At 73.8% G+C, this 20,389-nt stretch carries 19 protein-coding genes; 14 read left to right on the top strand and 5 right to left on the bottom strand.

All coding sequences use genetic code 11. The features are described from left to right. Nucleotides 1–6: 6 nt before the first annotated feature. The gene (locus OO47_RS09565) at nt 7–873 is read right to left on the bottom strand and encodes an SCO6745 family protein (protein WP_030215616.1); all 867 of its coding nucleotides are present in this window, start codon (nt 871–873) and stop codon (nt 7–9) included. Between the two features lie 609 nt (nt 874–1,482). On the opposite strand from OO47_RS09565, the gene OO47_RS09560 reads away from it, so the two are divergent. Next, nucleotides 1,483–2,454 (top strand): GlxA family transcriptional regulator, encoded by a 972-nt coding sequence (locus OO47_RS09560; protein ID WP_030215613.1) that lies wholly within the window; start codon nt 1,483–1,485, stop codon nt 2,452–2,454. Nucleotides 2,455–2,626: 172 nt separating this feature from the next. Further along, entirely contained in the window at nt 2,627–3,280 is a 654-nt protein-coding gene (locus OO47_RS09555; RefSeq protein ID WP_030215611.1) for a DJ-1/PfpI family protein, read from the top strand. Nucleotides 3,281–3,292: 12 nt separating this feature from the next. On the opposite strand, the gene OO47_RS09550 is transcribed toward OO47_RS09555, so the two are convergent. Continuing rightward, the gene (locus OO47_RS09550; protein WP_030215610.1) at nt 3,293–4,036 is read right to left on the bottom strand and encodes an enoyl-CoA hydratase/isomerase family protein; all 744 of its coding nucleotides are present in this window, start codon (nt 4,034–4,036) and stop codon (nt 3,293–3,295) included. Nucleotides 4,037–4,220: 184 nt separating this feature from the next. Here OO47_RS09550 and OO47_RS09545 point away from each other — a divergent pair, with 184 nt between their 5' ends. After that, complete coding sequence (locus OO47_RS09545; protein WP_407696290.1) at nt 4,221–4,769, top strand: ATP-binding protein; 549 nt, start codon at nt 4,221–4,223, stop codon at nt 4,767–4,769. On the opposite strand, the gene idi is transcribed toward OO47_RS09545, so the two are convergent. The 3 genes from idi to OO47_RS09530 form a co-directional block, all read right to left on the bottom strand. Beyond that, nucleotides 4,735–5,355 carry an isopentenyl-diphosphate Delta-isomerase gene (idi, locus tag OO47_RS09540; RefSeq protein WP_030215608.1) on the bottom strand — a complete coding sequence of 207 codons (621 nt, stop codon included), beginning with the start codon at nt 5,353–5,355 and terminating at the stop codon, nt 4,735–4,737. The two genes, OO47_RS09545 and idi, sit on opposite strands and share 35 nt — an antisense overlap. A gap of 152 nt (nt 5,356–5,507) precedes the next feature. Then, the gene (locus tag OO47_RS09535) at nt 5,508–6,773 is read right to left on the bottom strand and encodes a bifunctional class I SAM-dependent methyltransferase/N-acetyltransferase (RefSeq protein WP_030215605.1); all 1,266 of its coding nucleotides are present in this window, start codon (nt 6,771–6,773) and stop codon (nt 5,508–5,510) included. A 202-nt stretch (nt 6,774–6,975) separates the two neighbouring features. Then, a complete protein-coding gene (locus OO47_RS09530) occupies nt 6,976–7,929 on the bottom strand; it encodes a cation diffusion facilitator family transporter (protein ID WP_030215602.1) in 954 nt (317 codons plus the stop codon). Between the two features lie 414 nt (nt 7,930–8,343). Here OO47_RS09530 and OO47_RS09525 point away from each other — a divergent pair, with 414 nt between their 5' ends. The 11 genes from OO47_RS09525 (at nt 8,344) to OO47_RS09470 (ending at nt 20,374) form a co-directional block, all read left to right on the top strand. Then, nucleotides 8,344–10,143, top strand: coding sequence for a DUF5941 domain-containing protein (locus OO47_RS09525; RefSeq protein ID WP_078489556.1), 1,800 nt, complete (start codon nt 8,344–8,346; stop codon nt 10,141–10,143). Next, entirely contained in the window at nt 10,140–10,877 is a 738-nt protein-coding gene (locus OO47_RS09520; protein ID WP_030215597.1) for a phosphocholine cytidylyltransferase family protein, read from the top strand. The genes OO47_RS09525 and OO47_RS09520 overlap by 4 nt, the downstream gene beginning before the upstream one ends. Continuing rightward, nucleotides 10,865–11,926, top strand: coding sequence for an iron-containing alcohol dehydrogenase family protein (locus OO47_RS09515; RefSeq protein WP_030215593.1), 1,062 nt, complete (start codon nt 10,865–10,867; stop codon nt 11,924–11,926). The genes OO47_RS09520 and OO47_RS09515 overlap by 13 nt, the downstream gene beginning before the upstream one ends. Continuing rightward, a complete protein-coding gene (locus OO47_RS09510; protein ID WP_078489555.1) occupies nt 11,904–12,683 on the top strand; it encodes a CDP-alcohol phosphatidyltransferase family protein in 780 nt (259 codons plus the stop codon). Before OO47_RS09515 ends, OO47_RS09510 begins: the two co-directional genes overlap by 23 nt. Nucleotides 12,684–12,730: 47 nt before the next feature. Next, nucleotides 12,731–13,576, top strand: coding sequence for a glycosyltransferase family 2 protein (locus OO47_RS09505; protein WP_407696289.1), 846 nt, complete (start codon nt 12,731–12,733; stop codon nt 13,574–13,576). Between the two features lie 50 nt (nt 13,577–13,626). Beyond that, on the top strand, nt 13,627–14,556 hold the full coding sequence (locus tag OO47_RS09500; RefSeq protein WP_030215590.1) for an ABC transporter permease: 930 nt from the start codon (nt 13,627–13,629) through the stop codon (nt 14,554–14,556). After that, a complete protein-coding gene (locus tag OO47_RS09495) occupies nt 14,549–15,334 on the top strand; it encodes an ABC transporter ATP-binding protein (protein WP_030215588.1) in 786 nt (261 codons plus the stop codon). Before OO47_RS09500 ends, OO47_RS09495 begins: the two co-directional genes overlap by 8 nt. A 514-nt stretch (nt 15,335–15,848) precedes the next feature. Beyond that, nucleotides 15,849–16,760, top strand: a complete 912-nt coding sequence (hpnC, locus tag OO47_RS09490; protein WP_030215586.1) for a squalene synthase HpnC — start codon at nt 15,849–15,851, stop codon at nt 16,758–16,760. Then, nucleotides 16,757–17,707: a presqualene diphosphate synthase HpnD gene (hpnD, locus tag OO47_RS09485; protein ID WP_030215583.1), complete on the top strand. Its 951-nt coding sequence runs from the start codon at nt 16,757–16,759 to the stop codon at nt 17,705–17,707. Before hpnC ends, hpnD begins: the two co-directional genes overlap by 4 nt. Nucleotides 17,708–17,879: 172 nt before the next feature. Continuing rightward, a complete protein-coding gene (hpnE, locus tag OO47_RS09475; RefSeq protein ID WP_030215572.1) occupies nt 17,880–19,280 on the top strand; it encodes a hydroxysqualene dehydroxylase HpnE in 1,401 nt (466 codons plus the stop codon). Next, nucleotides 19,277–20,374 carry a polyprenyl synthetase family protein gene (locus OO47_RS09470; protein ID WP_051716114.1) on the top strand — a complete coding sequence of 366 codons (1,098 nt, stop codon included), beginning with the start codon at nt 19,277–19,279 and terminating at the stop codon, nt 20,372–20,374. The genes hpnE and OO47_RS09470 overlap by 4 nt, the downstream gene beginning before the upstream one ends. The last annotated feature ends 15 nt before the right edge of the window (nt 20,375–20,389 follow it).

Below are 20,389 nucleotides of genomic sequence, written 5' to 3'. Positions count from 1 at the left end.
CGTCCTTCAGCCCTTGCCGACGAGGTCCTCCGGGAAGGCGCCCGCGGCGGCCGCCGCGAAGAGGAAGCCGCGCCCCAGCTCGGTCAGGCGCTCGACGCCGGCCGCGCCGAGGTGCTCGTACGGGGCGGAGTCCAGCCGGTCGGTGTGCTCCTCGAGGTCGGCGCGCAGGGTCGTCCCGGCCTCGGTCAGCTCGCCCTCGGCGTCGATCAGGCCCCGGTCGCGCAGCCGCTGCACCGCCCCCTCCCAGTCGACCCGCCGCCAGCCCCGGGAGCCGAGGACCCAGCGCGGGGCCATGCCCTTGCCGGTGGCGGTGTGGGAGGCCAGGGCCTCGATCGGGTCGAGCCCGGCGGAGAGCAGGGCCGCGAGGTGCCCGTCGCCCCGGTGCTCGCGCAGCAGGGTGGTGGCGTGCCAGTAGGCGAGGTGGGGCTCCTCGGGGACCGGCAGGTCGGCATTGGCCGAGTACAGGGGCCGGGCGTGCCGCGTACAGGCCTCGGCGGCCCGCAGCGCCAGCTCCGCCGCCTCGGCCATCTCTGGGGAGGCGACGGCGTCCTCGCCGAGCAGCCGGCGCAGGGTCGCGTCCACGGCGCGCAGCCGTGCGGCCAGGACCTCGGCGGGGGAGGCGGTCTCCCACACGGCGGGCAGGTGGCGGGCGAGCAGCTCGTGGTTGTAGTTGTAGAAGGTCGCGGCGACCGTGCCCGCGCCCACCGCGCCGAGCGGGGCGCTCCGGGCGGCGAGCCGCATCGCGCTCTGGTCCTCGAAGCCGAGGGCGGAGAGCTCGCGGTCCAGGTCCGGCGAGAAGTACAGCGAGGAGTGCAGCGGGTTCAGGGCGTTGTGGCAGCGGCGCCCGGCACGCGGCGGCAGGGTGTTCGTCATGCCCCGAACGTTACCGACTGGTCGGTACGACGGGAACAGGCACGCGGCCTCCGGCGGGGGCGGGCGCGTCGCCTCGACCGGCGGGGGGGTATGCGTGGCCTCCGGCGTCGGGGCGGACGCTCCTTCTCGTCGGCGGGAGCGGGCACGTCCCCTCGACTGAGGGAAGCCGACGCGTCCCCTCCGGCGGCAGGCGCAGGTGCGTTCCCCCGGCCGGTGGGGGCAGGCGCGTCCCACCGCCGCCGGGCGCAGGAGCATTCCCGTCCTCGGCGGGAGCGGACGCATCCCCTCCGCGGGCAGGAGCAAGGGTGTTCTCTCGGACGGCGGAGCAGGCGCTCCCTCCCGCCGGCAGGCGCAGACGCTCTCCACCGCCACGAGGGGCGGGCACATCTCCTCCACCGGCGGGAACCGGCGCGTCGCCTCGGGCGGCGGGGCAGGTGCCGGCGCGCCCCACCGCCGGGGGAGCAGCCGCATCCCCGCCATCGGCGGGAGCAGGCGCGCCCTTCCGCCGGCGGGAGAAGGTCCACCACCTTCCGCCGACGAGAGGCGATGGCAGGAAAGGTGGGGTCCTCGGCATTGTGGACGCGGGCCGTCCCGGCCAAGGATGGGGGCATGCCCTCACGCCCCCTCCTCGTCGTCCTCTTCGACGGCGTCCAGAGCCTCGACGTCACCGGCCCCGTCGAGGTGTTCGCCGGTGCCGGCCTGGCCGCCGGGGACCCGTCCGCCTACCCGGTCCGCACCGCCTCCCCGGACGGCGGACCGGTCCGTACGCAGAGCGGGCTGCGCCTGCTGCCCGACTCCACGCTCGCGGACGCCGTCGCCGGCGGCGCCCCGCACACCCTGGTCGTCCCCGGGGGCGAGGGCACCCGGACGCCCGACCCGGCGCTGATCGACTGGCTGCGGACACACGGACCGCGCGCCGAGCGCCTGGTCTCCGTCTGCACCGGGGCGCTGCTCCTGGCCGGGGCCGGGCTCCTCGACGGGCACCGGGCGACCACCCACTGGAACGCCTGCGACCACCTCGCCCGCTGCCACCCCGAGGTCGAGGTGGACCCGGACCCGATCTTCGTACGGGACGGGCGCCTCTCCACCTCGGCCGGGGTCACCGCCGGGATCGACCTGGCGCTCGCCCTGGTCGAGGAGGACCACGGCCGGGACGTCGCCCTCGCCGTCGCCCGTCACCTGGTCGTGTTCCTGCGCCGCCCCGGCAACCAGGCCCAGTTCAGCGTCCAGCTCTCCGCCCAGACCGCCCGCCGGGAGCCGCTGCGCGACCTCCAGCACTGGATCACCGAGCACCCGGACGCGGACCTCTCCGTGCCGGCGCTCGCCGCCCGCGCCCGGCTCTCGCCCCGCCACTTCGCCCGCGCCTTCCACGCGGAGACCGGCACGCCACCGGGCCGCTACGTCGACCGGGTCCGGCTCGAACACGCCCGCCGCCTCCTGGAGGACACCCCGCGCGGCGTCGAGGAGGTCGCCCGCGCCTCGGGCTACGGGACGCCGGAGGCGATGCGCCGCGCCTTCCTCAAGGCCCTGGAGACCTCCCCGGCGGAGTACCGCCGCCGCTTCCACGCGGTCCTGTCCTGACCGTCCGCCCATGCCGTCGTCGGCCTCCGCCGCCGGCCGTCCTCGTGGCCGGTCGAGCGCCGTCCGGAAGGGATCCCTCCGCGGGCCTTCCGTCCGTCCGTGCGCCCGCGACCGACCGGGCCCGCCACCGATGTCTCCGCCCACCTGTCTCCGCCCACCGAGAGGAACCACCGTGCAGATCGCCGTCCTGCTCTACGACCGCTTCACCGCCCTCGACGCCGTCGGGCCGTACGAACTGCTCGCCCACCTCCCCGGAGCCGAGACCGTCTTCGTGGCCAAGGAGAGGGGCCCGGTCCGCAACGACCAGGACAGCCTCGCCCTCGTCGCCGACCGCGCCCTCGCCGAGGTGCCGGCCCCGGACATCGTCCTCGTGCCCGGCGGCCCCGACCCCCGGGCGGCCATGGACGACCCGGAGACCCTCGCCTGGCTCCGCGCCGCCGACGCCACCAGCACCTGGACCACCTCCGTCTGCACCGGCTCGCTGGTCCTCGCCGCCGCCGGCCTCCTCGGCGGGCGCTGGGCCACCACCCACTGGCTCGCCTTCGACGAACTGCGGGCCCTCGGCGTCGAACCCACCGGCGAGCGGGTGGTCTTCGACGGCAAGTACGTCACCTCCGCCGGGGTCTCCTCCGGCATCGACATGGCGCTCCACCTCCTCGGCCGGATCGCCGGGGACGAGACCGCGCAGACGATCCAGCTCCTCACCGAGTACGACCCCCAGCCGCCGTACGACGCGGGCTCGCCGGAGAAGGCCCCGGCCGCACTCGTCGCGAAGTGGCGCGCGGAGGCCGGGCGGCCGGAGACCGCCCCGGCGGGGACCGAGTAGCCCGTACGGTCCTCAGATCCCGTACGTGAAGCGGGGCGGGCGGCGCTCCAGGAAGGCGGCGACGCCCTCCGCGGTGTCGCCGCTGCCGCGCGCCTGCTCCGCCCAGTGGGCCTCCCGGTCCGTGCGCCCGTCGGCGAACTCCTTGGCCGCTGCCTGGGTGAGCAGCGAGCGGGAGACGAGCACCCGGCAGAACTCCGCCACCCGCTTGTCCAGTCCGCCCGCCGGGTGCAGCTCGTCCACGAGCCCCGTCCGCAGCGCCCGCTCCGCGTCGATCAACTCACCGGAGAACAGCAGGTACTTGGCGGCCGACGGGCCCACGAGGGCGGCGAGGCGGCGGGTCGACGAGGACGGGTAGACGATGCCGAGCTTCGCCGGGGTGACCCCGAAGCGGGCGCCCTCCTCGGCGAACCGCAGGTCACAGGCGGCGGCGAGCTGGCTGCCGCCCCCGACGCAGAAGCCCCGGACGGCCGCCAGGGTCGGCTTGGGGAAGGCCGCGAGCGCCTCCTCGGCCCGTACCGCCAGGCTCTGCTGCTCGTCCCCGGGCTCCCGCAGCGCCGAGATGTCCGCCCCGGCGCAGAAGGTGTCGCCCTCGCCGGTCAGGACCAGGACCCGGACCTCCGGGTCGGCGGCGAGCCGCTCCAGGACGCCCGGCAGGGCGCGCCACATGCCGGCGCTCATCGCGTTGCGCTTGGCGGGGTTGGCGATGACGACGGTGGCGATCCCGTCCGTGACGCTGTCCTTCAGCTGCGGCTCCATGGGCCGGATGCTATCCGGCGGGCTCGGACGTCGGGCTCTCCGGAGCCCTCAGAAAGCGTGCGCGATCAGTCGAACAACTGACATCGGCATACTCACCCGATCAGAAGGCGGCCGATAAGTGTCGACTTCTGGTCAGTAGGTCGGCCCGCCCCCGCGCATTGCCAAGACTCGATCCGTGGCGAGAATCGAGCACGAGGGTGGGAACCGGACGGTGGAGCCGCGCGAAGGCGGCCCCACCCGGCACCCGTCCTACGAAGGAGTCTGGCGCTTCACCGCTGCCGCGGTCGACGTCTCCGTCCCGCAGGCCCGGCACGCCGTGCGCGACCTGCTGGTCCGCCAGGGCGTCCCCCTCCACGACGAGATCATGGACGGCCTGCTGCTGATCGTCTCCGAGCTGGTCACCAACGCCGTGCGGCACGCGGCGCTGCTGTCCCCGGAGATAGCGGTCGAGGTGGCGATCGGCCCCGAGTGGATCCGGGTGTCCGTCGAGGACAACCACCCCTACCGGCCCAAGGCCCTGGAGGCCGACTGGGGGCAGACCGGCGGCCGGGGACTGCTCCTGGTCCGCGAGGTCGCCCAGGAGGCCGGCGGCACCTGCGACGTCGAGCACACCGCGAGCGGCGGCAAGATCATCTGGGCGGCCCTGCCCCTGGCCCCGATGGCACCGGGGCCGGGAGCGGTGCCGCACGAGCCGGTGGTCACCAGCCCCCGGACGGACCCGTCAGCTCCCTGACGGCCGGACGCGCCGCGTCGAGCACCGTCATGAACCAGGCGGAGAACGGCGCGGCCGCGTGCCGCTCGGCCAGCTCGGCGGGGGTCACGAAGGCGGTGTCCTCGATCTCCTCCGGGTCCGGGCGCGGCTCGGCCTGCACCAGGCCGACGAAGAGGTGGTTGAACTCCTGCTCCACCAGGCCCGAGGCCGGGTCCGGGTGGTTGTAGCGGACCGTGCCGGCCTCCGCGAGCAGCGAGGGCGAGACGCCCAGCTCCTCGAAGGTGCGCCGGGCCGCCGCCGCGAACGGCGCCTCGCCCGGGTAGGGGTGGCCGCAGCAGGTGTTCGACCAGACGCCGGGGGAGTGGTACTTGCCGAGGGCCCGCCGCTGGAGGAGCAGCCGGCCCGACTCGTCGAAGAGGAAGACGGAGAAGGCGCGGTGCAGCTGCCCCGGCGCCTGGTGGGCGGCGAGCTTCTCCGCCGTGCCGATGGTCCTTCCGTCCTCGTCGACCAGTTCGAGCATGATCGGGGCCGGGTCTCCGGACGGCTGGACGCCGTTCGACGCGATCTCCGGCGAGATCTGAGCCGCGGGGGCTGGTGTGGTCGGCATACCCATCCTTCGCTTCGGTCCTCGGCCCGGTGGGGCCCCCTCAGTCTGCCGTACAAAAGCGGCTTGTCCGTACTTCGACGGCCGGACGCGGCCGCTCCCACCGCACCGGAGCACGACCGGGGCGGCGGGAGCGGCAGGGGTCAGAGGGGGCACTACACCCCGAAAGGCGCGGGATAGCGCAGCGCACCCGAGGGGACGGGGGCGGAGCCGTCCAGGACGAGCGCCCTCATCGCCTCGTCCGGAACCTCGAAACCTGGCCGGATTCCATACGCGGACGCCCGTTCGAACCCGAACCGGGGGTAGTACTCCGGATGCCCCAGGACGAGCACCAGGGTCTCGCCCCGCAGCCGGGCCGCGTCGAGGAGCGCCCGGACGACGGCCTGCCCGGCCCCCGTCCGCTGGTGCTCGGGCGCGACCGCGACCGGCGCGAGCGCCGCCGCCGGGGCGCCGTCCACGTGGCACCGGGTGAGCAGGGCGTGCGCCGCGACCGTGCCGTCCGGGGCCTCGGCCACGTACGACAGGCCCGGCAGCCACGCGTCGGGGTCCGCCCGGAGCGCGTCGACCAGGTCGGCCTCCGCCGCCGACCCGAAGGCCGCCGCCTCGACCCGCCGGACCTCCGCCTCCTCGCCGGGCGCCTCCGGCCGGGTGCGCCAGCGCGGATCGGCGGGCCGGAGGACGAAACCGGCGTAGCCGTAGTCGGCGCCGTGCTCGCGCCGCAGCGCGATCTCGGCGCGCGCCCCGGCGACCGCCTCGGCCATGCCGGGCACGGAGGTGTCGGCCGCACCGGCGCGCGCGGCCAGCGGACCGTAGTACTCGTCCCAGTCGCCCTCCGGCTGGACGAAGGTGCCCAGGACGTGGTAGCCGGCCGCGACCGCCGCCGCCGCGTTCCCGGTGACGGTACGGAGCGGGTAGTGCTCCTCCCAGAAGGCGCGGGCCGCCGGGCCCGGCTCCCCGGTGGTCCACACGCACTCGGTGAGCACGAGCGTGCCGCCGGGCGCGAGGAGGCGGCGCCACGCGGCGAGGGCCCGGTCGAAGCCGAGCACGAAGACCGAGCTCTCGGCCCAGACCAGGTCGAAGGAACCGTCGGGGAAGGGCAGGGCGCCCATGTCGGCGCGGAGGGCGCGGACGGAACCGCCGCCGGGGCCCGTGCCGTCGAGTCCGCGCGCGGCGGCGGACTCCCGCAGCTCGGCGAGGAACGGCTCGTGGGTGTCGACGGCGGTCACCTCGGCGCCCGCCTCGGCGGCCAGGAGCAGCGCGGAGCGGCCCGGGCCGCAGCCCAGGTCGAGCACGCGCGGACGCTCGGGGAGCGGTCCCGCGAGCGCGAGGAGCCGACGGGTGGTGGTGTCGGAGCCCGGACCCTGGCGCGGCAGGCCGTGGTGCAGGGCGAAGAAGGAATCGCGAAGAGCGTTGTCGGACAACGTGGGAAACCCTTGGATGAGAGGGCCCCGGCCGACGACGTGACGTACCGGTGCGAGGACCGGGATCAGGTCAGCCGGAGACCCGGAGGCTGAGGGACGACCGGGCGCTGCCGCAGGGGGCAGCCTCCATCGCGACGGTCATCAACCCCAGCTCCTCTCCACCACGCGTTCGTACGAAAAGACTAACAGGCGCTCCGGTGCGCTACAGGCACAGCTTCGCCTCGTGCTCCGCGTGGCCGACCGGCTCCAGCTGGAAGGTGCAGTGCTCCACGTCGAAGTGCGAGCCCAGGCAGCCCTGGAGCGCGTGCAGCATCTTCTCGTGGCCCACCGAGTCCAGGGCCCCCTGGTCGACGACCACGTGCGCCGAGAGGACCGGCATCCCCGAGGTGATCGTCCACGCGTGCAGGTCGTGCACGTCCTCGACCCCCGGCAGGGCCAGTATGTGGGCCCGTACCTCCGTCATGTCGACGCCCTTGGGGGCCGCCTCCAGGAGCACGTCCAGGGTCTCGCGCAGCAGCTTGACCGTCCGGGGGACGATCATCAGACCGATCACCAGCGAGGCGATCGGGTCCGCGTACTGCCAGCCCGTGAGCAGGATGATCCCGGCCGCGACGATCACCGTGACCGAGCCCAGGGCGTCCGCGAGCACCTCCAGGTACGCCCCGCGCACGTTGAGGCTCTCCTTCTGCCCCCGCATGAGCAGCGTCAGCGAGATCACGTTCGCCACCAGGCCGACCACCGCGAACGCGATGGCGAGGCCGCCCTTGGTCCCGGCCGGCTCCATGAACCGCTGGATCGCCTCGAAGAGCACGTAGCCGCCGACGCCGAGCAGCAGCAGGCAGTTCGCGAGCGCCGCCAGGATCTCGGCCCGCGCGTAGCCGAAGGTGCGGTTCCCCGAGGGCGGCCGGTTGGCGAAGTGGATCGCCAGGAGCGCCATCGCGAGGCCGACCGCGTCGGTCGCCATGTGGGCCGCGTCCGCGATCAGCGCGAGCGAGTCCGCGACGACGCCGCCGACGATCTCGACCACCATCACGGAGAGCGTGATGCCGAGCGCGATCCGCAACCGGCTCCGGTACGCGGCCCCCGCGGTACCCGTCGGCGGCGGGCCCACGTGGCCGTGCCCATGGCCGTGCCCGTGATCGTGTCCAGCCCCCATGACATTGGCCTCCCGGTCGTGTCGTCCGTGTGCCCCGATGCGCAAGTCAACTACGGGTGGGGGGTATGCGCAACACGGTACTGAACACCGTTGTCATATGCTCTGACCTGCGGTGATGCCGTCCGGACGGGGTGTGGCGAGAAGCGCTCGGAGACAGCCCGGCAGGAGGCGCGCGACCGGGGTTTGTGGGGCGGCCGGATGATCACCCATCATGATCCGCGACGGACCGAGCGCATCGGGGCGGACACGAGCGGGCCCGGGGGAGTCCTGCCCGCGAAGCCTCGGTGAACTCGTCCTTCTGTTCATCGGATAGCCTCAGCCGACGTGTCGCCGCCCGGTGCCGGGCCGCACCGCCGCGCCCGGGGCCGCCATGGGCCCCGCCGGCCCTCCGTCAGCTCCAAGGAGTGAGTTCGTCTGTCGACCGCCATCCTCACCGGCCCGCCGGCACCCGGATCCTCGCTCGACGGTGATCTGCGGTCGCTCGGCTTCGACGTCCGGATCGCCTCCGGCGCCGAGGAGGCCGGCGCCCTGCTGGCCGTCGTCCCGGCGGGCGAGCGCGTCGCGCTCGTCGACCCCCGGTTCGTCGGCCATCTGCACGCGCTGCGCCTCGCCCTCACCGACCCCCGCTTCCCGGCCGCCGCGGTCCCCGGCGCGCTCACCGCGCAGGCCGAGGCCCGCCCCGCGCTGGCCCGCGCCCTGGGCGGCGCCCCCGCGCCCGCCGGCACACCCGCCGACGACCTCCCCGGCACCCTCGCCGACGCCCTCGACGCCGGCGGCGTCGCCGTGCACCGGCCCCAGCTCGGCACCCTCGTCGCCACCGTGCCCACCGACGCCGAGGCCCGCCACGCGGCGCGCGCCGCCGTCGAGGCCGTCGACGACGAGGCCGTACGCCTCCGCTCGGCCGTGAAGGCGCACGACGGCTTCTTCACCACCTTCTTCATCAGCCCGTACTCGCGCCACATCGCCCGCTGGTGCGCGCGCCGCGGACTGACCCCCAACCAGGTCACCACCGCCTCCCTGCTCACCGCCCTGGTCGCGGCCGGCTGCGCGGCGACCGGCGAGCGCGCCGGCTACGTCGCCGCCGGCGTCCTCCTCCTCGTCTCCTTCGTCCTGGACTGCGCCGACGGGCAGCTCGCCCGCTACGCGCTGAAGTACTCGACGATGGGCGCCTGGCTCGACGCCACCTTCGACCGCGCCAAGGAGTACGCCTTCTACGCGGGCCTCGCCCTCGGCGCCGCCCGGAACGGCGACGACGTCTGGGCCCTCGCGCTCGGCGCCATGGTCCTGATGACCTGCCGGCACGTCGTGGACTTCTCCTTCAACGAGGCGAACGCCGAGAGCACCGGCGCCGCGGCCAAGACCAGCCTGGCCCTCTCCAGCAGGCTGGACGGCGTCGGCTGGACCGTCTGGGCCCGCCGCATGATCATCCTGCCGATCGGCGAGCGCTGGGCGATGATCGCCGTCCTCACCGCCGTCACCGGCCCCCGGATCGTCTTCTGGGCCCTGATCGCCGGCTGCGCCTTCGGCGCCTGCTACACCACCGCCGGCCGCGTCCTGCGCTCCCTGACCCGCAAGGGGAGGAGGAGCGACCGGGCCGCCCGGGCGCTCTTCGACCTCACCGACTCCGGACCGCTGGCCCAGCTCGCCGCCCGGCTCTTCCGCCGCCCCGGCGACCGGAGCCTCGGCGTCGTCCTCGCCGCGATCGCGACGGCCGGCCTGCTGTTCGCCGTCCTCACGTGGCCGTTCGGCGACCGGCAGACCGTGATCGCCGCCGTCGGCTACACGATCTTCGCCGGGCTCGCCGTCGCCCAGCCCCTCAAGGGCGCCCTCGACTGGCTCGTCCCCCCGCTCTTCCGCGCCGCCGAGTACACCACCGTCCTCGTCCTGGCCGCCCGCTCCGACTCCCCGGGGGCCCTCCCGGCGGCGTTCGGGCTGGTCGCGGCGGTCGCCTACCATCACTACGACACGGTGTACCGCATCCGCGGCGGCACCGGCGCGCCGCCCGCCTGGCTGGTGCGCGTCACCGGCGGACACGAGGGGCGCACGCTCCTGGTGACCGTCCTCGCCGCCCTCCTCGCGGGCCGCGGCGACGACTTCACCCTGGCACTGACCGCCCTCGCGGTCGCCGTCGCGCTGGTGGTGCTCGTGGAGTCCATCCGCTTCTGGGTCTCCGCCGGAGCACCCGCCGTTCACGACGAAGGAGAAACAGCATGATCGGTCTCGTCCTGGCAGCCGGTGCCGGGCGGCGTCTGCGCCCCTACACCGACACCCTTCCGAAGGCCCTCGTGCCGGTCGACGGGGACACCACGATCCTCGACCTGACCCTGAAGAACTTCGCCGAGATCGGCCTCACCGAGGTCGCGATCGTCGTCGGCTACCGCAAGGAGGCCATCTACGACCGCAAGGAGGCCCTGGAGGCGAAGTACGGGCTCACGATCACCCTCGTCGACAACGACAAGGCCGAGGAGTGGAACAACGCCTACTCCCTGTGGTGCGCCCGTGACGTCCTCAAGCGCGGCGTGATCCTCGCCAACGGCGACACCGTCCACCCCGTCTCCGTCGAGAAGACCCTGCTCGCCGCCCGCGGCGACGGTCAGAGGATCATCCTCGCCCTCGACACGGTGAAGAGCCTCGCCGACGAGGAGATGAAGGTCATCACCGCCGAGGGCAAGGGCGTCCAGCGCATCACCAAGCTCATGGACCCGGCCACCGCCACCGGCGAGTACATCGGCGTCACCCTGATCGAGGCCGAAGCCGCCGAGGAGCTGGCCGACGCCCTCAAGGCCACCTTCGAGCGCGACCCCGACCTCTACTACGAGGACGGCTACCAGGAGCTGGTCAACCGCGGCTTCACCGTCGACGTGGCCCCCATCGGCGACGTCAAGTGGGTCGAGATCGACAACCACGACGACCTCGCGAAGGGCCGTGAGATCGCGTGCCAGTACTGACCCGGCTGATCCCGTCGCCGGTCGTCGTCGACATCCGCGGGGGAGCGCTGGACGACCTGTCCGCGCTCCTCGCGGACCAGCGGATCTCCAGCAACGGCAAGATCGCGGTCGCCATTAGCGGGGGCTCCGGCCTCAAGCTGCGCGACCGGTTCGCCGCCGAGCTGCCCGGAGCCGACTGGTACCCGGTCGCCGGCGGCACCATCGACGAGGCCGTCAAGCTCGCCGACGCCATGCGCGGCAAGCGGTACGACGCGGTGGTGGCCCTCGGCGGCGGCAAGATCATCGACGTGACCAAGTACGCGGCGGCCCGGGTCGGGCTGCCGCTCGTGGCCATCGCCACCAACCTGTCGCACGACGGCATCTGCTCCCCGATCTCCACCCTGGACAACGACAACGGGCGCGGCTCCTACGGCGTCCCCACCCCGATCGCCCTGGTCGTCGACCTGGACGTGATCAGGGACGCCCCGGTCCGCTACGTCCGCTCCGGCATCGGCGACGCGGTCTCCAACCTCTCCGCCATCGCGGACTGGGAGCTCTCGCACCGCGAGACCGGCGAGAAGGTCGACGGTCTCGCCGCCGCCATGGCCCGCAGCGCCGGAGAGGCCGTGCTCCGCCACCCCGGCGGCGTCGGCGACGACGACTTCCTCGTCACCCTCTCCGAGGGCCTGGTCATGTCCGGCATCGCCATGTCGATCAGCGGCGACAGCCGCCCCTCCTCGGGCGCCTGCCACGAGATCAGCCACGCCTTCGACCTGCTCTTCCCCACCCGCGCCGCCAGCCACGGCGAGCAGTGCGGCCTCGGAGCGGCCTTCGCCATGCACCTGCGCGGCGCCCGCGAGGAGTCCGGCCTGATCGTCGAGACCCTGCGCCGGCACGGCCTGCCCGTCACCCCGCAGGAGATGGGCTTCACCGTGGACGAGTTCGTCCGGGCGGTCTCCTTCGCCCCGCAGACGCGACCGGGCCGCTTCACCATCCTCGAACACCTCGACCTGTCCGACGACGAGATCAGGGACGCGTACGCCGACTATGCACAAGCCATCGGTAGCTGAGCTCCGACCGGTCGTCCACCCCCCGGGCGTGAAGGACCGGCGGAGCGGCGAGCACTGGGGCGGCCGCCTGTACATGCGGGAGATCTCCCTGCGGATCACCCGGCAGCTGGCGAACACCCGGGTCACCCCCAACCAGCTGACCTACCTGATGACCGTCTTCGGCGTGCTCGCCGCCCCGGCGCTCCTCGTGCCGGGCGTCCCGGGCGCCGTCCTCGGCGTGCTGATGGTCCAGCTCTACCTGCTGCTCGACTGCGTCGACGGCGAGCTGGCCCGCTGGAAGAAGCAGTTCTCCCTCGGCGGCGTCTACCTGGACCGGGTCGGCGCCTACCTGTGCGACGCGGCGGTCCTCGTCGGCTTCGGCCTGCGCGCCGCCGACCTGTGGGGCACCGGACGGATCGACTGGCTGTGGGCCTTCCTGGGCACCCTCGCCGCCCTCGGCGCCATCCTGATCAAGGCCGAGACCGACCTCGTCGGCGTCGCCCGCCACCAGGGCGGCCTCCCGCCCGTCAAGGAGTCCGCCTCCGAGCCGCGCTCCTCCGGCATGGCGCTGGCCCGCCGGGCCGCCGCCGCGCTCAAGTTCCACCGGCTGATCCTCGGCATCGAGGCCTCCCTGCTCATCCTGGTCCTCGCGATCGCGGACCAGATCAGGGGCGACCTCTTCTTCTCCCGGCTCGGCGTCGCCGTCCTCGCCGGCATCGCCCTGCTCCAGACCCTGCTGCACCTGGTGTCGATCCTGGTCTCCAGCAGGCTGAAGTGAGGCCGGCCGTGAACACGCCGCTCAAGGTGGGCGCCGTCGTCATCACCATGGGCAACCGCCCCGACGACCTGCGCGCGCTGCTCGACTCGGTCGCCGCGCAGGAGGGCGACCCGGTCGAGGTCGTCGTCGTCGGCCAGGGCACCCCGGTCACCGGGGTGCCCGACGGGGTCCGCACCGTCGACCTGCCCGAGAACGTCGGCATCCCCGCCGGCCGGAACGTCGGCATCGAGGCCTTCGGCCCCGGCGGCACCGACGTCGACGTCCTGCTCTTCCTCGACGACGACGGCCTGCTCGCCCACCCCGACACCGCCGAGCTGGTCCGCCAGGCCTTCACCGCCGACCCGCGCCTGGGCATCATCAGCTTCCGGATCGCCGACCCGGAGACCGGTGCCACCCAGCGCCGGCACGTGCCCCGGCTGCGCGCCTCCGACCCGATGCGCTCCTCGCGGGTGACCACCTTCCTCGGCGGCGCCAACGCCGTCCGCACCAAGGTCTTCGCCGAAGTCGGCGGCCTTCCGGACGAGTTCTTCTACGCGCACGAGGAGACCGACCTCGCCTGGCGGGCGCTCGACGCCGACTGGATGATCGACTACCGTGCGGACATGGTGCTGCTGCACCCCACGACAGCGCCCTCCCGGCACGCCTCCTACCACTTCAACGTGGCGCGCAACCGAGTGTGGCTGGCCCGTCGCAATCTGCCCGCGCCCCTGGTGCCGGCCTATCTCGGCGTCTGGCTGCTGCTCACCCTGGCCCGGCGCCCCTCGGTCCCCGCGCTGAAGGCGTGGTGCGGCGGATTCCGGGCGGGCTGGACCACCCCCTGCGGACCGCGCCGCCCCATGAGGTGGCGTACGGTATGGCGGCTGACCCGGCTGGGTCGCCCCCCGGTCGTCTGACATCGTGGTACCCGACGTGCCGCGCATCTTGAACACGAAAGTTTCGACTTGTGAGTGACACACACCAGGGCGGGGCGGTCGCGACGAGCGCGCCCCCGTCCGTCGACGAGGGCCTGGCTCCGGCCGACCTCGCCGCGAAGTACGGCCTCTCGGTCAGCGGCGCCCGGCCCGGACTGTTCGAGTACGTCCGGGAGCTGTGGAGCCGCCGCCACTTCATCCTGGCCTTCTCCTCGGCCAAGCTGACCGCCCAGTACAGCCAGGCGAAGCTGGGCCAGGTGTGGCAGGTGGCGACCCCGCTCCTGAACGCCCTGGTCTACTACCTGATCTTCGGCCTCATCCTGGGTGCCGGCCGGGGCATGACCAAAGAGGTCTACATCCCCTTCCTGGTCACCGGCATCTTCGTGTTCACCTTCACCCAGAGCTCGGTGATGGCCGGCGTCCGGGCGATCTCGGGCAACCTCGGCCTCGTCCGGGCCCTGCACTTCCCGCGCGCCTCGCTGCCCATCTCCTTCTCGCTCCAGCAACTCCAGCAGTTGCTGTTCTCGATGATCGTCCTGGTGGCGATCGTCATGGCCTTCGGCAGCTACCCCTCGCTCAGCTGGCTGCTGCTGGTCCCGGCGCTGTTCCTGCAGTTCGTCTTCAACGTCGGCCTGGCGATGATCATGGCCAGGATGGGCGCCAAGACGCCCGACCTCGCCCAGCTCATGCCGTTCGTCATGCGCACCTGGATGTACGCCTCCGGCGTGATGTTCTCGATCCCCGCGATGCTCGCCGACAAGCCCGCCTGGATCGCCGACGTCCTCATGTACAACCCGGCGGCGGTCTACATGGACCTGATCCGCTTCTCCCTCATCGAGGGCTACGGCGCGGAGAACCTGCCGGACCACGTCTGGATGACCGCCCTCGGCTGGGCCCTCGTCTTCGGCATCGGCGGCTTCGTCTACTTCTGGAAGGCCGAGGAGAGGTACGGCCGTGGCTGACACGAACCGGTCCAGCGTTCCCACCGTCATCTGCGACGAGGTCCACATCGTCTACCGGGTCAACGCCGGCGGCGGGGGCAAGGGCAGCGCCACGGCGGCCCTCAGCCGCATCGTCGGCCGCGGCAAGGCCGAGGTCACCCGGGGCGTCCGCAAGGTCCACGCGGTCCGCGGCGTCACCTTCACCGCCTACCGGGGCGAGGCCATCGGCCTCATCGGCTCCAACGGCTCCGGCAAGTCCACGCTGCTGCGCGCCATCGCCGGCCTGCTCCCCACCGAGAGCGGCAAGGTCTACACCGACGGCCAGCCCTCGCTCCTCGGCGTCAACGCGGCCCTGATGAACGACCTCACCGGCGAGCGCAACGTGATCCTCGGCGGCCTCGCCATGGGCATGAGCCGCGAGGAGGTCCGCTCCCGCTACGAGGGCATCGTCGACTTCTCCGGCATCAACGAGAAGGGCGACTTCATCAGCCTGCCCATGCGCACGTACTCCTCCGGCATGGGCGCCCGGCTCCGCTTCGCCATCGCGGCCGCCAAGAACCACGACGTCCTCCTCATCGACGAGGCCCTCGCCACCGGCGACCGCAAGTTCCAGATCCGCTCCGAGGAGCGCATCCGCGAGCTGCGCAAGGAGGCCGGCACGGTCTTCCTGGTCAGCCACAGCAACAAGTCCATCCGGGACACCTGCGACCGGGTGCTCTGGCTGGAGAAGGGCCAGCTCCTCATGGACGGCCCCACGGACGAGGTCCTCAAGGCGTACGAGCGGGAGACCGCCCGCTGAGCGACCCCGCCCGAGGTTCCCGCCCCCGTCGCAGCTCCCGCGCCGGGGGCGCCCCCTTTCCCGGCGTCACAGCGCGTTCCGGCGTGTACGGAGCGTCACTTCCGCTGTTCGGGGGGCCTTCTCGCGGCCTTTCCGTGTGGCCCGGGAGGGCCGTCGCCGGATCCGTCCTCGTCGCGGCCGCCGCCGGGACACGCGCTCCCCGAAGCCCGGTCGTACTCAACTCCCCTGATTCCGTGGCAGGTTGACGTTCGGTGCGGGTGAAATCCCTGGTGCGCGCGACCCCCGAATGGCGACGGTCGTCGTACAACGTAAGCTGGACCGGTCTGTTTCGCGGCAAGTAGGGCGATACCCCACGGCCATCGGGCCCCGGGTGGCGGCCCTACGGGCAGGGGTCGGCGGCGTGTCCGAAATAGGATGGATTGGGTCAGCAGTGTAGAACGGGAGACGTGACGGCCATGACGCAGAATCTCCAGCTCCACGAGGGCGTCGCCGTCCCTCCGCCGGGCAGCGACCGGTGACGGACCCCCGGCAGGCGCGCCCCGGCGCCACCTCGCGTGCCACCCTCGGCAAGGCTGCGGACGAGAACTTCCCCGTCGCCCCCTTCTTCCTGCCCCGCGCCCGGCGCGACGACCTCATGGCCGTCTACGGCTACGCCCGGCTCGTCGACGACATCGGCGACGGCGACCTCGCCCCCGGCGGCGCGGACGCCCGGCACCTCGGCGTCCCCCCGGAGGCCGCCGACGACCGGCTCGCCCTCCTCGACGCCTTCGAGGCCGACCTCCGCCGCGTCTTCGACTCCACCCCGCGTCACCCCCTGCTGCGCGCCCTCCAGCCGACCGTCCGGCGGTGCGGCCTCACCCCCGAGCCCTTCCTCGGCCTGATCGCCGCCAACCGCCAGGACCAGCTGGTCGGCCGGTACGAGACGTACGACGACCTCCTCGCGTACTGCGAGCTCTCCGCCAACCCCGTCGGCCGCCTCGTCCTCGGGATCACCGGCACCGCCACCCCCGAGCGGATCCGGCTCTCCGACGGCATCTGCACCGCCCTCCAGATCGTCGAGCACCTCCAGGACGTCGCCGAGGACCTCGGCCGCGACCGGATCTACCTGCCCGCCGAGGACCTCAAGCGGTTCCACGTCACCGAGGACGACCTCGCCCGGCCCACCGCCGGAGCCTCCGTCCGCGCCCTGATCGCCTTCGAGGCCGATCGGGCCCGCGCCCTGCTCCACGCGGGCGTCCCGCTCGTCGGCAGCGTCCACGGCCGCCTCCGCCTCCTCCTCGCCGGATTCACCGCCGGGGGACTCGCGGCCCTCGACGCGATCGCCGACGCCGGATTCGACGTACTGACCGGCCCGCCGGGGCCCACCAAGCCGAGCCTGATGCGCCGGGCGGGAGAGGTCCTGCTCAGGGCGCGGAGAGAGGGGTGACCGTGACCGTGGAGGGACAGCACCAGCCGTCCGCACCGGTACAGGCCGCCTACAGCTACTGTGAGGCGGTCACCGGGCAGCAGGCCCGCAACTTCGCCTACGGCATCCGGCTGCTGCCGGCCGGGAAGCGCCGGGCGATGTCCGCCCTGTACGCCTTCTCGCGGCGCGTCGACGACATCGGGGACGGCACGCTCGCGCCCGGCGAGAAGAAGGAGCGCCTGGAGGCCACCCGGGACCTGCTCGACCGGATCCGCTCCGACAAGGTCGACGAGGACGACACCGACCCGGTCGCCGTCGCCCTCGCCGACTCCGCCCGGCGCTTCCCGATCCCGCTCGACGGCCTGGACGAGCTCATCGACGGGGTCCTCATGGACGTCCACGGCGCCACCTACGAGACCTGGGACGACCTCAAGGCCTACTGCCGCTGCGTCGCCGGCGCCATCGGCCGCCTCTCCCTCGGCGTCTTCGGCACCCACCCGGGCGCCCCCGGCGCCGACCGCGCCCCCGAGTACGCCGACACCCTCGGGCTCGCGCTCCAACTCACCAACATCCTCCGGGACGTGCGCGAGGACGCGGAGAACGGGCGCACCTACCTGCCCGCCGACGACCTCGCCAAGTTCGGCTGCGGGGACGGCTTCGCCGGCCCCCTGCCCGAGGGCTCCGACTTCGCCGGGCTCGTCCACTTCGAAGTGCGGCGCGCCCGCGCCCTGTTCGCCGAGGGCTACCGGCTGCTTCCCCTGCTCGACCGGCGCAGCGGCGCCTGCGTCGCCGCCATGGCCGGCATCTACCGGCGCCTGCTCGACCGGATCGAGCGCGACCCGGAGGCGGTCCTGCGCGGCCGCGTCTCGCTGCCGGGCCGCGAGAAGGCGTACGTCGCGGTGCGCGGCCTCTCCGGCCTCGACACCCGCCACATCGCCCGCCGCGACGTCAGGAGGCGCACCCGATGACCCCGCACGCGCCCGCGCTCCCGACCGCACCCGGCACCGGCCCCCGTGCGACCGCCCCCGCCGCAACCCCCGGCGCCGCCCCGGCGTCCCTGATCACGGTCGTCGCGCACGGCCCGGCCCCGTCGGCCCCGCGTGCGGCGGGACCGACCACGACGAACCGATCGGAGGCCGCGTGACCCGCGACGCAACCGGGCAGGGCGCCCGGCAGGCCCACGCCGTCGTCGTCGGCGGCGGGCTCGCCGGGACCACCGCCGCGCTCCAGCTCGCCGACGCGGGCGTCCGCGTCACCCTCCTCGAAGGCCGGCCCCGGCTCGGCGGCCTCGCCTTCTCCTTCCGCCGCGGCGAGCTGACCGTCGACAACGGCCAGCACGTCTACCTGCGCTGCTGCACCGCCTACCGCTGGTTCCTCGACCGGATCGACGGCGCCCGCCTCGCCCCCGTGCAGGACCGCCTCGACGTGCCCGTCCTCGACGTCGGCCACCGCCGGGACCCCCGGCTCGGCCGGATCCGCCGCGACGACCTGCCCGTCCCGTTCCACCTCGCCCGCAGCCTGGCGACCTACCCGCACCTCAGCGCCGTCGAGCGCGTGAGCGTCGGCCGGGCCGCGCTCGCCCTGAGCCGGCTCGACCCCGCCGACCCGGCCCTCGACGGCATCGACTTCGCCACCTGGCTCGGCCGCCACGGGCAGTCCCCGCGCGCCGTCGAGGCCCTGTGGGACCTCGTCGGCGTCGCCACCCTCAACGCCACCGCCCCCAACGCCTCCATGGCCCTGGCCGCCATGGTCTTCAAGACCGGACTCCTCTCCGAGCCCGGCGCCGCCGACATCGGCTGGGCCCGCGTCCCGCTCGGCGAACTCCACGACACCCTGGCCGGCAAGGCCCTCGCCGCCGCCGGAGTGCGCACCGAACTGCGCACCAAGGCCGAGCGGATCTCCCGCACCGGCGACGGGCGCTGGGCCGTGGAGGTGCCCGGCGAGACCGTCGAGGCCGACACCGTCGTCCTCGCCGTACCGCAGCACGAGACCCGCGCCCTGCTGCCCGACGGCGCCCTGGACGACCCCGACCGGCTCCTCGACATCGGCACCGCCCCCATCCTCAACCTGCACGTCGTCTACGACCGCAAGGTGCTGAGGCAGCCCTTCTTCACCGCCCTCGGCTCCCCGGTCCAGTGGGTCTTCGACCGCACCGACGCCTCCGGGCTCAAGGGCGGCGGACAGTACCTCGCCGTCTCCCAGTCCGCCGCCCAGGACGACATCGACGAGCCCGTCGCCGTCCTGCGCGCGCGCTACCTCCCGGAGCTGGAGCGGCTGCTGCCCGCCGCCCGCGGCGCCGGGGTGCGCGACTTCTTCGTCACCAGGGAGCGGACGGCGACGTTCGACCCCGCCCCGGGCACCGGCCGGCTCCGCCCCGGCGCCCGCACCCGGGCACCGGGCCTCCACCTGGCCGGAGCCTGGACCGCCACCGGCTGGCCCGCGACCATGGAGGGGGCCGTCCGCAGTGGTTTCAGCGCCGCGGGCGCGGCGCTCTCCGCCCTCGGCCGCCGCCATGACCATCCGCTGCAGGAGGCGGTATGAGTGTGAGTACCGGAACAAGAGGAGAGACCGTGCCGACAGCGCCGCCGGGACACCCGGTCGTCGACACCGCGGACGTGTCCGCACTGCTGGAGCGGGGACGGACCCTGTCCGCCCCCGTACTGCGGGCGGCCGTCGACCGCCTCGCGCCGCCCATGGACACCGTGGCCGCCTACCACTTCGGCTGGATCGACGCCCAGGGCAACCCCGCCGACGGCGACGGCGGCAAGGCCGTCCGCCCCGCGCTCGCCCTGCTGTCGGCCGAGGCCGCGGGCGCCGCGCCCGAGGTCGGGATCCCCGGCGCCGTCGCCGTGGAGCTCGTCCACAACTTCTCGCTGCTCCACGACGACCTGATGGACGGCGACGAGCAGCGCCGCCACCGCGACACCGTGTGGAAGGTGCACGGCCCCGCGCAGGCCATCCTCGTCGGCGACGCCCTCTTCGCCCTCGCCAACGAACTGCTCCTCGAACTCGGCACCGTCGAGGCCGGGCGCGCCACCCGCCGGCTCACCACGGCCACCCGCAAGCTCATCGACGGGCAGGCCCAGGACATCTCCTACGAGCACCGCGAGCGGGTCACCGTCGAGGAGTGCCTGGAGATGGAGGGCAACAAGACCGGCGCCCTCCTCGCCTGCGCCGTCTCCATCGGCGCCGTCCTCGGCGGGGCCGACGACCGGACCGCCGACAAGCTGGAGGAGTACGGCTACCACCTCGGGCTCGCCTTCCAGGCCGTGGACGACCTGCTCGGCATCTGGGGCGACCCGGAGGCCACCGGCAAGCAGACCTGGAGCGACCTGCGCCAGCGCAAGAAGTCCCTGCCCGTCGTCGCCGCCCTCGCCGCCGGCGGACCGGCCTCCGAGCGGCTCGGCGAACTGCTCGCCGCGGACGCCAAGTCCGCCGACTTCGCCTCCTTCTCCGAGGAGGAGTTCGCCTTCCGGGCCGCCCTCATCGAGGAGGCCGGCGGCCGGGAGTGGACCTCCCAGGAGGCCCGCCGCCAGCACGCCGTGGCGATCGGGGCCCTGGACGTGGACATGCCCGCCCGCGTACGGGCCCAGCTCACCGCCCTGGCCGACTTCGTGGTGGTGCGGAAGAGGTGAGCGCCATCACCCTGA

It is taken from the genome of Streptomyces bikiniensis (assembly GCF_000716625.1).
In the GTDB taxonomy this organism is placed as follows: Bacteria; Actinomycetota; Actinomycetes; order Streptomycetales; family Streptomycetaceae; genus Streptomyces; species Streptomyces bikiniensis.
The sequence above is the reverse complement of the archived record's forward strand: the minus strand, read 5'-3'. Positions and strand labels throughout refer to the sequence as shown.

Bases quoted from the DNA above. Each gene is read 5' to 3' on its own strand.
- OO47_RS09565 (WP_030215616.1), bottom strand. From the start codon at position 873: ATGACGAACACCCTGCCGCCGCGTGCCGGGCGCCGCTGCCACAACGCC.
- OO47_RS09560 (WP_030215613.1), top strand. From the start codon at position 1,483: ATGCCCTCACGCCCCCTCCTCGTCGTCCTCTTCGACGGCGTCCAGAGC.
- OO47_RS09550 (WP_030215610.1), bottom strand. From the start codon at position 4,036: ATGGAGCCGCAGCTGAAGGACAGCGTCACGGACGGGATCGCCACCGTC.
- idi (WP_030215608.1), bottom strand. From the start codon at position 5,355: ATGCCGACCACACCAGCCCCCGCGGCTCAGATCTCGCCGGAGATCGCG.
- OO47_RS09530 (WP_030215602.1), bottom strand. From the start codon at position 7,929: ATGGGGGCTGGACACGATCACGGGCACGGCCATGGGCACGGCCACGTG.
- OO47_RS09520 (WP_030215597.1), top strand. From the start codon at position 10,140: ATGATCGGTCTCGTCCTGGCAGCCGGTGCCGGGCGGCGTCTGCGCCCC.
- OO47_RS09510 (WP_078489555.1), top strand. From the start codon at position 11,904: ATGCACAAGCCATCGGTAGCTGAGCTCCGACCGGTCGTCCACCCCCCG.
- OO47_RS09505 (WP_407696289.1), top strand. From the start codon at position 12,731: ATGGGCAACCGCCCCGACGACCTGCGCGCGCTGCTCGACTCGGTCGCC.
- OO47_RS09470 (WP_051716114.1), top strand. From the start codon at position 19,277: ATGAGTGTGAGTACCGGAACAAGAGGAGAGACCGTGCCGACAGCGCCG.